This window comes from Serratia sp. BNK-10 (genome assembly GCF_047456065.1).
GTDB lineage: Bacteria > Pseudomonadota > Gammaproteobacteria > Enterobacterales > Enterobacteriaceae > Serratia > Serratia ureilytica.
In genome coordinates this window covers 2095421-2109423 of the sequence record NZ_CP179894.1, presented here as the reverse complement: position 1 = coordinate 2109423, position 14003 = coordinate 2095421, and the positions used below count along the sequence as shown (strand labels likewise).

Sequence of the window (14003 nt, the reverse complement as noted above, 5' to 3'; positions counted from 1 at the left end):
GGCGCGGCGCAGAAGGTATCGTTACTCTATGAAGTTCAGGCCGGTATCACCCACAGCCGCCAAAGGCTTACACATCGCCAGCTCGCCGTTCACCCACAACCAGCAAAGCACCAGCCGCATTATGCTGTGGGTGATGTTGGCCTGCATTCCCGGCATCGCAGCACAGATTTGGTTCTTCGGTTATGGCGTGCTGATTCAGGTGGCGCTGGCGGCGATCGTCGCGCTGGCCGCAGAAGGCGCGATCCTCAGGCTGCGCAAGCTGCCGGTGCGCAGCCGGCTGGCGGACAACTCCGCCCTGCTGACCGCGCTGCTGCTCGGCATCAGCCTGCCGCCGCTGGCCCCGTGGTGGATGATCGTCATCGGCACCTTCTTCGCCATCGTCATCGCCAAACAGCTGTACGGCGGCCTTGGGCAGAACCCGTTCAATCCGGCGATGGTCGGTTACGTGGTGCTGCTGATCTCCTTCCCGGTGCAGATGACCAGCTGGTTGCCGCCGGATGAGCTGCGCGCCACCGCGCTGTCGTTCCACGACACGCTGCTGGCCATTTTCAGCGGCCATACCGCTCAGGGCGCGACGCTGCACGAATTGCAGATGGGCGTTGACGGCATCAGCCAGGCTACGCCGCTCGACGGCTTCAAAACCGGTTTGCGCAGCGGCCACAGCGTTGAACAGGTGTTGCAGCAGCCGCTGTTCGGCGGCGCGCTGGCGGGCATCGGCTGGCAGTGGGTCAACCTCGGCTTTCTGGCCGGCGGCCTGTTTATGCTGGCGCGCCGCCTGATCCACTGGCAGATCCCCTTCAGCATGTTGGCCGCTATCGCCTTCTGCTCCGGTCTGGCCTGGTGGCTCGATCCGGCGCATCAGGCTTCGCCGCTGATCCACCTGTTCTCCGGCGCCAGCATGCTGGGCGCGTTCTTTATCGCCACCGACCCTGTCAGCGCCTCCACCACGCCGAAGGGCCGTTTAATCTACGGCGCGCTGATCGGCGTGCTGGTCTGGCTGATCCGCGTTTATGGCGGCTACCCTGACGGCGTGGCCTTCGCTGTGCTGCTCGCCAACATCACCGTCCCGTTAATCGACCACTACACGCAGCCGCGCGTGTACGGCCATCGCTAAGGAGCCGCCATGCTGAATTCCATGAGAAAGCACGGCACCACGCTGGCGGTGTTTGCGGCGGTCACCACCGGCCTCACCGCCGTGGTCTACGCCCTGACGAAAACCACCATCGCGCATCAGGCGGCGCTGCAGCAAAAAGCCCTGCTCGATCAGGTGGTGCCGCCGGAAAATTACGACAACGTCATGCAGAACGAATGCTTCCTGGTCAGCGATCCGGCGCTGGGCGACGGCGCGCCACACCGTTTATACCTGGCGCGCAAAAACGGGCAACCGACCGCCGCCGCGCTGGAAACCACCGCGCCGGACGGCTACTCCGGCGCCATCAAGCTGCTGGTCGGCGCCGATTTCAACGGCACGGTACTCGGCACCCGGGTGATTGAACACCATGAAACCCCGGGGCTGGGCGACAAGATCGAACTGCGCATTTCCGACTGGATTTCCTTCTTCAGCGGCAAGAAAATCGAAGGCCCGGACGACAAACGCTGGGCGGTGAAGAAAGACGGCGGCATGTTCGACCAATTCACCGGCGCCACCATCACCCCGCGTGCGGTGGTCAATGCGGTGCGCCGCACGGCGTTGTATATGGAAACGCTGCCGCCTAAACTTGAAAGCTTACCTGCGTGTGGAGCCAGCGAATGAGTGAAGCCAAAGAATTGATCGTCCAGGGGTTGTGGAAGAACAACTCCGCCCTGGTGCAGCTGCTGGGCATGTGCCCGCTGCTGGCGGTGACCTCCACCGTCACCAACGCGCTGGGGCTGGGGCTGGCCACCACGCTGGTGCTGACGCTCACCAACGCCTCCATCTCCGCGGTGCGTCTCTGGGTGCCAAGCGAAGTGCGTATTCCGATCTACGTCATGATCATCGCCGCGGTGGTAAGCATCGTGCAGATGCTGATCAACGCCTATGCCTTCGGTCTGTATCAGTCGCTCGGCATTTTTATTCCGTTGATCGTGACCAACTGCATCGTCGTGGGCCGCGCCGAAGCGGTGGCCGCCAAGAAACCGGTCGGCCTCTCGGCGCTGGACGGCATGGCCATCGGCCTCGGCGCCACCGGCGTCATGGTGACGCTGGGTTCAATGCGCGAGCTGCTGGGCAACGGCACGCTGTTCGACGGCGCCGATCAACTGCTGGGCGGCTGGGCCAAATCGCTGCGCATCGAAGTGGTGCACTTCGACAGCCCATTCCTGCTGGCCATGCTGCCGCCAGGCGCCTTTATCGGCCTGGGCCTGCTGTTGGCGGTCAAGTATCTGATCGACGAAAAAATGAAGGCGCGCAAAGCCCGCGCCGTGGCGGCGGAACCGCTGCTGGAACAAGGACGTGCTGAGAAGGCCTGATGAACAAGCAGAAGCGACTGGAAATTCTGACCCGGCTGCGCGACAACAATCCGCATCCGACCACCGAGCTGGTGTACACCACGCCGTTTGAGCTGCTGATCGCGGTATTGCTGTCTGCGCAGGCCACCGACGTGAGCGTCAACAAGGCGACCGCCAAACTCTATCCGGTCGCCAACACCCCCGCCGCCATGCTGGCGCTGGGGGTTGATGGCGTCAAGGAGTACATCAAGACCATCGGTCTGTTCAACAGCAAGGCCGAAAACGTGATCAAGACCTGCCGCATGCTGCTGGAGCTGCACGGCGGCGAAGTGCCGGAAGATCGCGCCGCGCTGGAGGCGCTGCCGGGCGTTGGCCGCAAAACCGCTAACGTGGTGCTCAACACCGCCTTCGGCTGGGCGACCATCGCCGTGGACACCCATATCTTCCGGGTGTGCAACCGCACCCACTTTGCGCCGGGCAAGAACGTCGATCAGGTGGAGGAGAAACTGTTGAAGGTGGTGCCCGCCGAATTCAAGGTCGATTGCCATCACTGGCTGATCCTGCACGGACGCTACACCTGCATCGCGCGCAAACCGCGCTGCGGCTCCTGCATCATCGAAGACCTGTGCGAATATAAAGAAAAGGTTTATCCGGAATCCTGAGTCCGTTGGGTGCGGCAAACCGCACCCGCCGCGTCCTCTTCCCTCGCCAACGCCGCTTTTTTATCAAAAATGTGATATCGCGCAGCAGTAACCCCGGCGTTATCACGGTTTTCAGTAAGAAACCCATCGCTGCGTTATTTTCAAGCAAAAAATTAGTCGAAAATTGCGGTGAACGTCACGCTTTCAGGATCACAAGGCGTTCACAAATGCCAGCCCCGTTTTCCTGAATTTCTATAATTTTACAAATCGCGCCATATACACAACATTCCAACGGATTAATAACCTCACGTACACTGATGCGCTAAAAAATAGCAATTCAGCAGAATATATCCCTGTTTAAAATTCGTATAGCTTTTAATCAAAACAAAAAATCGATAAACCACTAAAAGCCGAAAGTTAATACTGCATAACATTTGCAACATCGCGGCATAATCCTGCCGGCGTTAAATGTAACCGAATATGACAAACTGCTTGCCACGTTGACAAAGATAGTGAACATTAACCGCCGTCCCCATCCTATAACAACGCAAAAGGATGCCGTTCCGCATCAACTTTTGTACTTTCCCGTCCCCTAAAGACGGGCTGCGAAAAAACAGAGGTACCAGTGTCAACAGCAAACAACCAACACCAGGAGAGCGTGAGCCTTAACGCGTTCAAACAACCGAAAGCATTCTATCTGATCTTCTCGATCGAACTGTGGGAGCGCTTCGGCTATTACGGCCTGCAAGGCATCATGGCGGTTTATCTGGTCAAGATGCTCGGTCTGAGCGAAGCCGACTCCATCACCTTGTTCTCTTCTTTCAGCGCCCTGGTATACGGCTTCGTCGCCATTGGCGGCTGGCTGGGCGACAAGGTGCTGGGCGCCAAACGCGTGATCGTGCTCGGCGCGCTGGTGCTGGCCGCCGGTTACGCCATGGTGGCCTACTCCGGCCACGACATCTTCTGGGTCTACCTGGGCATGGCGACCATCGCCGTGGGCAGCGGCCTGTTCAAGGCTAACCCGTCCTCCCTGCTCTCCACCTGCTATGAGAAAGACGACCCGCGTATCGACGGCGCCTTCACCATGTACTACATGTCGGTGAACATCGGTTCCTTCTTCTCCATGCTGGCTACCCCGTGGCTGGCGGCGAAGTACGGCTGGAGCGTGGCGTTCTCCCTGAGCGTGGTCGGCATGCTGATCACCCTGGTCAACTTTATGATGTGCCACAAGTGGGTGAAGAAAAACGGCTCCAGGCCTGACTTCAAGCCGCTGCATCTGCCGAAACTGCTGATGGTGCTGGTCGGCATCGTGGCGCTGGTCGCCGTGTCCAGCTGGCTGCTGCACAACCAGGTGATCGCGCGCTGGGCGCTGGCCTTCATCTCCGCCGGGATCGTGATCGTGTTCGCCAAGGAAGCCTTCGCCCTGCATGGCGCCGCACGCCGTAAAATGATCGTCGCCTTCCTGCTGATGCTGGAAGCGGTGGTATTCTTCGTGCTGTACAGCCAGATGCCGACGTCGCTGAACTTCTTCGCCATCCACAACGTGGAGCACAGCATCTTCGGCGTCGCCTTCGAGCCGGAGCAGTACCAGGCGCTGAACCCGTTCTGGATCATGCTCGCCAGCCCGATTCTGGCCGCGTTGTATAACAAGATGGGCGATCGCCTGCCGATGCCGCACAAGTTCGCTTTCGGCATGATCCTGTGTTCCTGCGCCTTCCTGGTGCTGCCATGGGGCGCCAGCTTCGCCAACGAACAGGGCATCGTGTCGGTCAACTGGCTGATCCTGAGCTACGCGCTGCAGAGCATCGGCGAGCTGATGATTTCCGGTCTGGGTCTGGCGATGGTGGCGCAGCTGGTGCCGCAGCGTCTGATGGGCTTCATCATGGGTTCCTGGTTCCTGACCACCGCCGCCGCGGCGCTGATCGCCGGTAAAGTCGCCGGTCTGACCGCCGTCCCCAGCGACATCAACGACGCGCACGCTTCACTGGCCATCTACAGCCATGTGTTTATGCAAATCGGCATCGCCACTGCCGTCATCGCCATCCTGATGATGCTGACCGCGCCGAAACTGTACCGCATGACGCTGGACACTAGCGAAGACCTGAATCAGAAAGCGCAGGAAGCCACGGCGGCTCACTGATCGCCTGTGGATTGAGCGTAAATAGAAACGCCGGGGTTAACCCCCGGCGTTTTTTTATGCCCGCAAGAAACGTGTTTACGCTGGCTTGCGCTTGCCGCTCAGGTTGGCCCACATGAATTCGCTCACCAGCGCGCTGTGGAACGCCGCCTGTTGCTTGTCGGCGGCGGCGCTGTGCCCACCCTCGGTATTTTCGTAGAAGTAAGCCTGCTGATACCCCATCGCCTGCATGCGCGCCGCCATTTTGCGCGCGTGGGCCGGGTTGACACGATCGTCGCTGGTGGCGGTATAGAACAGCACCGGCGGATAGGCCGTTTTCGCCTGAATATTGTGGTACGGCGAGAAGGTTTTGATATAGGCCCACTGCTCCGGCTTGCTCGGATCGCCGTATTCCGCGATCCACGACGCGCCGGCGGAGAGTTGGGTATAGCGCTGCATGTCCAACAGCGGCACTTCGCAGACGATGCAGCCGAACAGCTGCGGATACAGCGTCAGCATATTGCCTACCAGCAGGCCGCCGTTGCTGCCGCCGCGCGCACCGAGATGCGGCGCGGAAGTCACCTTGCGCGCGAACAGGTCTTCGGCCACGGCGGCAAAATCCTCATAGGCGCGATGACGATTCTGCTTGAGCGCCGCCTGATGCCAGGCCGGACCATATTCACCGCCGCCCCGAATGTTGGCCACCACGTATACCCCGCCGCGCTCCAGCCAGGCCGGCGCCTTGCCGCCCAGATAGCCCGGCAGCAGCGGCACTTCAAACCCGCCGTAGCCGTACAGCAGCGTCGGCGTGCTGCCGTCCAGCTTGAGATCTTTGGCGGCGATCTGGAAATACGGCACGCGGGTGCCGTCCTTGGAGCGCGCGAAATGCTGGCTGACCTGATAGCCGGCGGCGTCAAAGTCCTGCGGCGCCTGTTTCAGCAGCGTCGCTTCCCCGCCGTCGAGGTTGCCCATATACAGCGAGGTCGGCTGCAGGAACCCGCTGACCGTCAGGAAATAGGCGTTGCTCTCGTCGTCGATGCCGCCGGCGGAAAGGGTGCTGATGGCGCCGGGGTTGCCCAGCGGGCGACGTTGCCAGCTGCCGCCCTGCGGCGTCAGCACTTCCAGTCGGTTGACCACGTTATCCATGATGCTGAGGATCAGGTGATCGCGAGTGCCGCTGTAGCCGCTCAGTGCCTGCTCCGCCGTCGGGGTAAACAGCGGCTGCAGCTCGCGCTTGCCCGCCAGATAGTCGTCGAAATTGGCCGCCAACAGCGAGCCGGACGGATAGCGCTTGCCGCCCACGTCCCAATCGCTGCTCGGCTTGATCAGCAGCCATTCCCGATGCGTATCCAGCTCGGCGTCGGCGGGGATGTCGATTTTTTTCTGCCGGCCGTCCTGAGTCAGCAAGAAATAGTCGCGGCGGTAGAAGTCCAGGCTGCGGCCGACGAAATCGCGCTCAAAGCCCGGCGTGCGGTCGTGATAGGCGAAGACCGCCATGTCCTCGGGCTGCGCTTCGTACAGCGTTTCGGCGGCGCTCAGCGGCGTGCCGCGCCGCCAGCGTTTGGCGATGCGCGCGTAGCCGGACTGGGTCATCGAGCCGGGGCCGAAATCGGTGGCGATGAACAGCGTGTCCCGATCGACCCAGGAAACCCGGCTTTTCGCCACCGGTACGTTAAAGCCGTCTTTGACGAAGCGTTTGGCCACCAGATCGAATTCGCGGATTTCGGTGGCGTCGCCGCCGTCCGGCGACAGCTGCATCAGGCAATAACGGTATTCCGGTGCCAGCGGTTGAGAGCCCTGATAAACCCAATCTTTGCCCTCCGCCTTGCCCAGCGCATCGATATCCAGCACCGTCTCCCAGGCCGGTTTGGCCTTGCGGTACTCATCCAGCGTGGTGCGTCGCAGCAGGCCACGCGGGTTGGCCTGATCCTGCCAGAAGTTGTAATAGTACTCGCCGCGTTTGCTCACCCACGGGATCTGGGTGTCTTTATTGAGGATATCCAGGACTTCGCGCTCAATGCGCTGAAAGGCTTCGCCCTGGCCGAAACGTGCCACGGTGCGCTGATTTTCCTGCTGCACCCATTGCAGCGCTTTTTTACCCTGCAGCTCTTCCAGCCACAGGAATTCATCGCCGGCGGCCGCGCCGCCCTCCGCCGCCATCGCCAGGCGGATACTGTTGGGTAATGAAGTCATCGCGAATACGGCTCCTGCGGTTTGCGCACTGAGTTTAATAAACTGACGTCGATTGGTGACCGGCAAAATCAAGCTCCTTTTGAGTCGGCTGCAACGCCGCCCCGTCATGGGCGACAGCCTGTGAAATAAGAGTCATTTTCAACAAGGTAGGCGTTTGGCGGTGCGGAGTCAAAGCCCGCGGCCGCCGTGTTGAGTCAGGATTGAGGATAGTGGATCAGATCGTGAATGCGCACCGTGTGTGAACCGGCGTTGCGGTAGGCATGCGGCCGATCGGCCTGAAAGCGCATCGCTTCGCCGGCCGCCAGGCTGTGCCACTCGCCGTCTATCGCCAATTCCAATCGGCCGCTGATCACGATCACATGCTCAATCACGCCCGGCTCATGCGGTGACGATTCGCTGAGCGCGCCCGGCGCGAGATCGATGACGAACATGTCGAAACCCAGCTGGCGATCGTAGGGAAACAGCGGCACCACGCGCATATCGGCGTTGTCCTGATCGTACACCGGCAGTTCGCCGTAGCGGTGCAGCGTCGCCTGCTGCTGCGCGGGCGACGCCTCAAGAAAGGCGGAGAACGCCACGTTGAAACCGGTGGCGATCTTCCACAGCGTCGCCACCGTCGGGCTGGATTCGCCGCGCTCAATCTGCCCGAGCATCGCCTTGCTGACGCCGGTGTATTCCGCTGCCTGCGTCAGGCTCCAGCCGCGCTGCGCGCGCAGCGTGCGAAGGGTGTGCGCCAAATGGCCGGCAAGTTCCTGCATCCTGTTCTCCTCTGCGTATCGCGCTCGATTATACCCGCTTGTGCGCTATAGCGCACGGTGCTATGCTGATTTCTTACCGTGCGTTATAACGTACACTCACCGATTGGAGCTCCTCATGCGCCCAGCCCTCTCCTTGCGCCATCTGACCCTGCCCGCCGTCATGGCCGGCTTTGTCGCCGTTCTGGTCGGCTACACCAGCTCTGCCGCCATCATTTTCCAGGCCGCCGCCGCCGCAGGCGCCACGCCGGCGCAGATCGGCGGCTGGCTGAGCACGCTTGGGATCGCGATGGGCGTCACCTCGCTGGGGCTTTCGCTGTACTATCGCACCCCGATCCTCACCGCGTGGTCGACGCCAGGAGCGGCGCTGCTGGTCACCAGCCTGCCCGGCACGCCGATCAATGAGGCGATCGGGGTGTTCATCTTCGCGTCGGGCCTGATCCTGCTCTGCGGCGTCACCGGGCTGTTCGCCCGCCTGATGGATTATATTCCGCAGGCGATTTCTGCCGCGATGTTGGCGGGGATTCTGCTGCGTTTCGGGCTGGACGCCTTCGCTTCGCTGCAGCTCAATTTCCTCCTCAGCGCCGGTATGGGGCTGGCCTATCTGCTCAGCCGCCGTTACCTGCCGCGCTACGCCATCGTACTGACGCTGGCGATTGGGCTGGCGATCGCCGCGCTACAGGGCGATATCCATCTGGCGCAACAGGCGCCGGCGGTCGCCGTGCCGGAATTTATCGCGCCGCATTTCAGCTGGCCGACGCTGCTCGGCATCGGCGTGCCCTTCTTCGTGGTCACCATGGCTTCACAGAACGCCCCCGGGATCGCTACGCTGCAGGCGGCGGGCTACCGTGTTCCCACCTCACCGCTGATCGCCTGGACGGCGCTGACCGCGCTGCTGCTGGCGCCATTCGGCGGTTTCTCGGTGTGCATCGCCGCCATTACCGCCGCCATTTGCATGGGGCCGGACGTGCATCCCGATCCACAGCGGCGCTATATGGGCGCGGTGGCCGCCGGCGGCTTCTATTTGTTGGCCGGGTTGTTCGGCGGCGCCATCGGCCTGCTGTTCAGCGCGTTGCCGGTCGCCTTGATCCACACCATCGCCGGGCTGGCACTGCTCGGCACCATCGGCGGCAGCCTGCAACGCGCGCTGCATGATGAAAAACAGCGCGACGCGGCGCTGATCGCCTTCCTCATCACCGCCTCCGGCGTCACGTTGCTCGGCATCGGTTCGGCATTCTGGGGCATTGTCGGCGGCGCCATCGCGCATCTGCTGCTGTCGCTACCGCGGCGAACCACCGTGACGTAACGGGCGGTCTACATTGACAAGCGGCGCCGTGGCGCCTTCACTTTCTCTGTCGTCTGAATGTCAATTCACATAATAAGTGACGCCGTCACCAAGGAAGCTTATGACCGAGAAAGCCGCGCTGTTAGCCCAGCGCTTGATACGCAATGTCGAACAGGTAGAGATGAAGCATGACTGGCGGCCGCCGCTGTATGACAGCGTCGGCGCTCGTCTCGGCACCGGCACCGCCGCCGACAAGCTGGGCGCCTCCTTCGATTGTGTGGCACCGGGCATGCGTTCCTGCCCCTATCATTTTCACTACGCTCAGGAGGAAATGTTCATCATTCTGGAAGGCAGCGGAACGCTGCGGGTAGCCGGAGAAATGCTGCCGATCGTCAGTGGGGATGTCATTTTCATTCCGCCTGGCCCGGAATACCCGCACCAGATCATCAACACCTCCGATGCGCCGCTGAAGTATCTGTCCGTCAGCACGCGCGAACAGCCGGAAGTGGTGATGTATCCGGACTCAGGTAAATATCAGGCGATGGCGCGCGGCAATGACGGCGAGCAGGTGCGTTATCTGCAGCGCCCTTCAGCCTCGCTCGATTACTGGCAGGATGAACCCTGAATCGCCGTCCGGCAACGTGAGATCCAGCGCGCGCGCCGCCAGTTCAGCGACGCGAAAATCAATGTCCGCCGCCTGCCCGTCTTCCATAAACCAGGCGGCGGAAAGCCCCGACCAGGCCAGGATCCATTGCAGCAAACGCCGGCGATCCAGCCCGGCCAACCGGCACACCTGTTCCACGCGGCGATGGAAAATGGCCGGATCGGTGGCGACGCCGTAGTTAGGATTGCAGAAGATGTTGGCATAATCGAAGCCTCGTTCACCGTACAAACGCTTGGGATCGATCGCCAGCCAACCGCGTGCGCCAAAGTCCAGCACATTGTCATGGTGGATATCCCCGTGCAACACGCTTTCTTCTCGCGGGCTGCTCAACAGCTCCGCCGCCGCCGTGGCGCTGAGACGCAGCATGCCGCCGTGCGCCTGGGCCGCCGGCCACAGCGAGCTGAACCACTCCTGCAACGGGATAAGCTCAGGCAACGGCGCCGCCCGCGGCGCATGCAAGGCGGCGATCGCCCGGCACAGGATCTGCGTGGCTTGTTCATCGTCGCCGTCACGCACCAGCTGCGCCAACGACCCTTCGCCCTGCGCGCGCTCCAGCAAAATGCCGTCGTCGTGCCACGCCAGCACCTGCGCGGCGCCTTCTCCACGCCACCAGCACATCAGCTGACCACCGAAGCGCTCCTCCTGCTCGCGGGCGATCTTCAGCATGGCCGCCGCGCCCCGGTAACGCACCGGCATCAATAGACTGCTGTGGGTTTCGAAGGCTTTGCCGTCCTGCTCCAGCCGCCAGCGCTGCAGGTAAGGCGTAAAAAGCGGGTTCATCGTCTCTGCGTCCTTGTTGCCGATCTGCGCCGCACTGTCACATTCGCGTGAGAGACGGCGTATAACATAAAGGGGGATGATTCTCTCAGATATCATCGGCGTGCGGCGCTTTGCCGCGTTTTCTCCAGTATCCTAACCAAGTTTGTCGATTTTATTAACCGGTCTTGCGCGGGGTTTGACCATGACATCATTAAAACGCATTAATTATCCGCAATTGCCTACGCCGGGTGGCCCTTATGTGCACGCCGTGCGCCACGGCGATCGCCTGTACGTATCGGGCTTGACGGCCTTCGCCACCGACGCGCAGGGCTTGAGCGCGCCGCAGCAAACGCAAGAGATCCTTGAGCAGTTGGCGACCATCGCCGCCAGCGAAGGCGTCAATCTCAAGGCATTGATTAAAATCAGCGTGTTCCTGACCGACATCGCCGATCTGGCGAGCGTGCGCCCGGTGCTGTTTGACTATTTCGACGGCGCGCTGCCGGCCTGTTCATTGATGGCGGTCAGCGCGTTGTTCTCACCCGCAGTGTGCGTAGAGATAGAGGCGGTGATGGCGTTGCAATAAGGCGCGGCTAGAGCGCGCCTTCGTCCGGCACGCAGGGGCCGATCTTGAACCAGGCTTTGGCGATCCGCCCCTGTTCCACTTCGTAAATGGCGATGACATCCATTTTGCCGCGCCCCTGCGGGAAGTTGCGCGTCACCACCTCCTGATCGACCACCATATTCCCCACCGCCATGCGTTTTATCCGTTCGCCGTACAGGCTCGGCTCACGAAAGCGCGCCAGATGCCGTTCGCGGATCGCCGCCTTGCCGCTGGCCAGCAGCGTGTCGGGGTGTTCGTAATACTGCGCGTCATCCGCCCAGCAGGCCATAAAGGCCTCAATATCGCGGGCGTTATAGGCGTCAAGCTGTTGTTGAACCACATCCTGCGGGCGTGCCGTCTTATCGTTCATCATGTTCTCCTGCCGAAGTTAACCGCCGCATGCGTCGAACCCATCACGTTAACCGCCCAGTGCTACGGCTTGATGACACAGCGATGATTGAATAAAAACCCATAAATAGCGAATAAATAACCTATCACACCCGATAAACAATACCAGCGTCTGCGCATAAATTTTCAGCGTGCCCCGGGGAACGCTGAAAACCGCCTGACGGCGTGCGTTAATCTTTGCGGCAGTTGGGAGGATTCTGCTAATTTAGCGTGAACAGCCTGATGATAACGAAACGCTATGCAGCAAAAACCGGTGTTGGACGAAGCCAGACAGTTAAAACGACTCAACGCCGCCACGCGGCGCCAATCCCATATGTACAAATGGATCGCGCTGATTGCTGCGCTGGATGCGCTGTTGGTGTTTTGGTATGACCGGGATATGCGCAACGTCACCTTCTCGGGAGCGGTTGCGCTGGTGTGCGGCTATTTGTGGATCCGCGATCGCAACAAGGCTCGGGGTTACCGGCGCGAGTTTGATCGCAAATTCGGCAAGCACAGCGGCGATTAAGGCTGCATCGCTTCCAGCACTTTAGCGCTGTCGACAATCTGCACGAACTTCACGATCTTGCCGGCGCGCACCGTATAAATATGCGCAAAAGAGGCGCTGAAGGATTTGCCGGTGGCCCGGTAAGTGCCGTGATAAAAACCCTGAGCAATCACGTTGTCGCCGGCGTCGTAAAAGTGATCGACATCGGCGCGGTAACCTTGCCATTCGCTGCCCAAACGCTGATGCACGTTCTTGATGATATTCTCCGGGCCGATATAAGTACCGGCGTAAGGGAAACCGGCGGCTTCGGTCCACTCGGCATCGGGGGCCAGCGCCGCCAGCAGATTACGGCCGTTTTCTTCGGAACTGCCTTCGTAAGTCGCGCGCACTATCTCAAGAGGGGTTGGCATGTCTCTTCTCCCATGGCTGATAAGGATATTCCGACCATCTCCGCGGACACAGGCTCTCACCAGGCGGAGACGGCGGAATGCGGCTATTCTAGGTTGCTTGTTTCGCTGCAAAAACCGCAGTTGTGACAATAGTAGGTTGCACTTTAGTAAACAATAGTCGTCTTCTGTCATTCTCTCGACCTCCGACGCGGCTATGCTGATTGCCCGATTTCCCCCAACAGGAGCTGAACGTGTCTTTACCCCCGCTGACGCAAGAGCTGTTACAGCCGTTTTCCCCCTACCAGACGCTGGCGCAAACGCTGCTGCCGCTCACCCTCGAATCGGACGATGGCTCGCACGATGTGGCGCACCTGCACCGAGTCTGGAAGAACTGCCGCCGCATCAGCAAGCAGGAAGGCGGCGACCGGCGCATTCTCTGCGCGGCGGTGCTGCTGCATGACGCCGTGGCGGTGGAAAAGAATTCGCCGCAGCGTCACCTGGCTTCGCGCATGGCGGCGCAGCAAGCCACGCTGACGCTGACCCGGCTCGAATGGTCGCCGGCGGACATCGCGGCGGTGGCCCACGCTATCGAAGCACACAGTTTTTCCGCCGGCATCCCCCCGCAAACGCTGGAAGCGAAGATCCTGCAGGACGCCGATCGTCTCGACGCCATTGGCCTGATTGGCGTAGCCCGCTGCTTCTATATCGGCGGCCGCATGCGCAGCGCGCTGTATGACGCTGCGGATCCGCGGGCCGAACATCGTCAATACGATGACAAGCGTTTCAGCCTGGATCACTTCGAAACCAAGCTCTTCAAGTTGCAAGACGGCTTCCAGACCGCCGCCGGGCGACAGATGGCCGAGCAGCGCACCGAACGCATGCGGCGCTTTGTCGACGATCTGCTGGAAGAGGTGTAACCTGGGCTTACGGGGCATTTTCGTTATGCCCATAACATTTTCGGTCACATAACACCGTTAAACTGAAAGCCAACTTCACCGAACGGGCGGCAAAGATGAAAAAGTTGACGTTGAAAGAGATGACGGAAAGCGAGCAACGAGAAGTCAAAACCGAGCTGGACAAAGCGCGTAAAAGCCACGGCCGGCCGCTGACCAACGCCGAACAGCACAAGGTCAAAGATGAAGTGGTGGCGCGCATCATGGCCGCCAGAGCGAAGCTCGCCAAGGCAGAGCGCGCGGAGCGCAAGGCCAACCGCTACCGACCAAGCGGCGACACCTTCAGCTGGTCCGCCACCATCGGTACCCGCCCGCCGCGCTGAAT

General features: G+C 61.0%; 16 protein-coding genes. 11 read left to right on the top strand and 5 right to left on the bottom strand.

Features of this window, described 5'->3' with window-relative positions:
- The first annotated feature begins 28 nt into the window (after positions 1–28).
- From rsxD to dtpA, 5 genes are all read left to right on the top strand, one after another.
- Positions 29–1114, top strand: a complete 1086-nt coding sequence (gene rsxD / locus ACMGG9_RS10455; RefSeq protein WP_033652582.1) for an electron transport complex subunit RsxD — start codon at positions 29–31, stop codon at positions 1112–1114.
- A gap of 9 nt (positions 1115–1123) precedes the next feature.
- The gene (gene rsxG, locus ACMGG9_RS10450; protein WP_033652583.1) at positions 1124–1753 is read left to right on the top strand and encodes an electron transport complex subunit RsxG; all 630 of its coding nucleotides are present in this window, start codon (positions 1124–1126) and stop codon (positions 1751–1753) included.
- Positions 1750–2448 (top strand): electron transport complex subunit E, encoded by a 699-nt coding sequence (locus ACMGG9_RS10445; RefSeq protein ID WP_033652584.1) that lies wholly within the window; start codon positions 1750–1752, stop codon positions 2446–2448. The genes rsxG and ACMGG9_RS10445 overlap by 4 nt, the downstream gene beginning before the upstream one ends.
- Positions 2448–3089, top strand: a complete 642-nt coding sequence (gene nth, locus ACMGG9_RS10440) for an endonuclease III (protein WP_019455952.1) — start codon at positions 2448–2450, stop codon at positions 3087–3089. Before ACMGG9_RS10445 ends, nth begins: the two co-directional genes overlap by 1 nt.
- A 604-nt stretch (positions 3090–3693) precedes the next feature.
- Positions 3694–5208, top strand: a complete 1515-nt coding sequence (gene dtpA / locus ACMGG9_RS10435) for a dipeptide/tripeptide permease DtpA (protein ID WP_033642946.1) — start codon at positions 3694–3696, stop codon at positions 5206–5208.
- 75 nt (positions 5209–5283) lie between these two features.
- Here the strand turns inward: dtpA and ACMGG9_RS10430 are convergent, their stop codons facing one another.
- Positions 5284–7377 (bottom strand): prolyl oligopeptidase family serine peptidase, encoded by a 2094-nt coding sequence (locus ACMGG9_RS10430; RefSeq protein WP_414162142.1) that lies wholly within the window; start codon positions 7375–7377, stop codon positions 5284–5286.
- A gap of 194 nt (positions 7378–7571) precedes the next feature.
- Positions 7572–8135, bottom strand: coding sequence for a helix-turn-helix domain-containing protein (locus tag ACMGG9_RS10425; protein ID WP_033642943.1), 564 nt, complete (start codon positions 8133–8135; stop codon positions 7572–7574).
- A 115-nt stretch (positions 8136–8250) separates the two neighbouring features.
- On the opposite strand from ACMGG9_RS10425, the gene ACMGG9_RS10420 reads away from it, so the two are divergent.
- Entirely contained in the window at positions 8251–9438 is a 1188-nt protein-coding gene (locus ACMGG9_RS10420; RefSeq protein WP_033642942.1) for a benzoate/H(+) symporter BenE family transporter, read from the top strand.
- A 100-nt stretch (positions 9439–9538) separates the two neighbouring features.
- Positions 9539–10042, top strand: a complete 504-nt coding sequence (locus ACMGG9_RS10415) for a cupin domain-containing protein (RefSeq protein WP_414162141.1) — start codon at positions 9539–9541, stop codon at positions 10040–10042.
- Here the strand turns inward: ACMGG9_RS10415 and ACMGG9_RS10410 are convergent.
- Positions 10007–10861, bottom strand: coding sequence for an aminoglycoside phosphotransferase family protein (locus tag ACMGG9_RS10410; protein WP_033642940.1), 855 nt, complete (start codon positions 10859–10861; stop codon positions 10007–10009). The genes ACMGG9_RS10415 and ACMGG9_RS10410 overlap by 36 nt on opposite strands.
- Before the next feature lie 181 nt (positions 10862–11042).
- Here ACMGG9_RS10410 and ACMGG9_RS10405 point away from each other — a divergent pair, with 181 nt between their 5' ends.
- Positions 11043–11423: a RidA family protein gene (locus ACMGG9_RS10405; protein WP_033644265.1), complete on the top strand. Its 381-nt coding sequence runs from the start codon at positions 11043–11045 to the stop codon at positions 11421–11423.
- Between the two features lie 7 nt (positions 11424–11430).
- Here the strand turns inward: ACMGG9_RS10405 and ACMGG9_RS10400 are convergent, their stop codons facing one another.
- The gene (locus tag ACMGG9_RS10400; RefSeq protein WP_033642939.1) at positions 11431–11811 is read right to left on the bottom strand and encodes a nuclear transport factor 2 family protein; all 381 of its coding nucleotides are present in this window, start codon (positions 11809–11811) and stop codon (positions 11431–11433) included.
- Positions 11812–12087: 276 nt separating this feature from the next.
- On the opposite strand from ACMGG9_RS10400, the gene ACMGG9_RS10395 reads away from it, so the two are divergent.
- The gene (locus tag ACMGG9_RS10395) at positions 12088–12357 is read left to right on the top strand and encodes a hypothetical protein (protein WP_033642938.1); all 270 of its coding nucleotides are present in this window, start codon (positions 12088–12090) and stop codon (positions 12355–12357) included.
- On the opposite strand, the gene ACMGG9_RS10390 is transcribed toward ACMGG9_RS10395, so the two are convergent.
- The gene (locus ACMGG9_RS10390; RefSeq protein WP_072627681.1) at positions 12354–12746 is read right to left on the bottom strand and encodes a nuclear transport factor 2 family protein; all 393 of its coding nucleotides are present in this window, start codon (positions 12744–12746) and stop codon (positions 12354–12356) included. The genes ACMGG9_RS10395 and ACMGG9_RS10390 overlap by 4 nt on opposite strands.
- A 200-nt stretch (positions 12747–12946) precedes the next feature.
- Here ACMGG9_RS10390 and ACMGG9_RS10385 point away from each other — a divergent pair, with 200 nt between their 5' ends.
- Complete coding sequence (locus tag ACMGG9_RS10385) at positions 12947–13642, top strand: HD domain-containing protein (protein ID WP_213586975.1); 696 nt, start codon at positions 12947–12949, stop codon at positions 13640–13642.
- Between the two features lie 95 nt (positions 13643–13737).
- On the top strand, positions 13738–14001 hold the full coding sequence (locus ACMGG9_RS10380; protein WP_033642935.1) for a DUF3811 domain-containing protein: 264 nt from the start codon (positions 13738–13740) through the stop codon (positions 13999–14001).
- Positions 14002–14003: the final 2 nt, after the last annotated feature.

What these genes read in the sequence shown, in the direction of transcription:
- rsxD (WP_033652582.1), top strand. Translation starts at nt 29, where the DNA reads ATGAAGTTCAGGCCGGTATCACCCACAGCCGCCAAAGGCTTACACATC.
- rsxG (WP_033652583.1), top strand. Translation starts at nt 1,124, where the DNA reads ATGCTGAATTCCATGAGAAAGCACGGCACCACGCTGGCGGTGTTTGCG.
- ACMGG9_RS10445 (WP_033652584.1), top strand. Translation starts at nt 1,750, where the DNA reads ATGAGTGAAGCCAAAGAATTGATCGTCCAGGGGTTGTGGAAGAACAAC.
- nth (WP_019455952.1), top strand. Translation starts at nt 2,448, where the DNA reads ATGAACAAGCAGAAGCGACTGGAAATTCTGACCCGGCTGCGCGACAAC.
- ACMGG9_RS10430 (WP_414162142.1), bottom strand. Translation starts at nt 7,377, where the DNA reads ATGACTTCATTACCCAACAGTATCCGCCTGGCGATGGCGGCGGAGGGC.
- ACMGG9_RS10425 (WP_033642943.1), bottom strand. Translation starts at nt 8,135, where the DNA reads ATGCAGGAACTTGCCGGCCATTTGGCGCACACCCTTCGCACGCTGCGC.
- ACMGG9_RS10420 (WP_033642942.1), top strand. Translation starts at nt 8,251, where the DNA reads ATGCGCCCAGCCCTCTCCTTGCGCCATCTGACCCTGCCCGCCGTCATG.
- ACMGG9_RS10415 (WP_414162141.1), top strand. Translation starts at nt 9,539, where the DNA reads ATGACCGAGAAAGCCGCGCTGTTAGCCCAGCGCTTGATACGCAATGTC.
- ACMGG9_RS10410 (WP_033642940.1), bottom strand. Translation starts at nt 10,861, where the DNA reads ATGAACCCGCTTTTTACGCCTTACCTGCAGCGCTGGCGGCTGGAGCAG.
- ACMGG9_RS10405 (WP_033644265.1), top strand. Translation starts at nt 11,043, where the DNA reads ATGACATCATTAAAACGCATTAATTATCCGCAATTGCCTACGCCGGGT.
- ACMGG9_RS10400 (WP_033642939.1), bottom strand. Translation starts at nt 11,811, where the DNA reads ATGAACGATAAGACGGCACGCCCGCAGGATGTGGTTCAACAACAGCTT.
- ACMGG9_RS10395 (WP_033642938.1), top strand. Translation starts at nt 12,088, where the DNA reads ATGCAGCAAAAACCGGTGTTGGACGAAGCCAGACAGTTAAAACGACTC.
- ACMGG9_RS10390 (WP_072627681.1), bottom strand. Translation starts at nt 12,746, where the DNA reads ATGCCAACCCCTCTTGAGATAGTGCGCGCGACTTACGAAGGCAGTTCC.
- ACMGG9_RS10380 (WP_033642935.1), top strand. Translation starts at nt 13,738, where the DNA reads ATGAAAAAGTTGACGTTGAAAGAGATGACGGAAAGCGAGCAACGAGAA.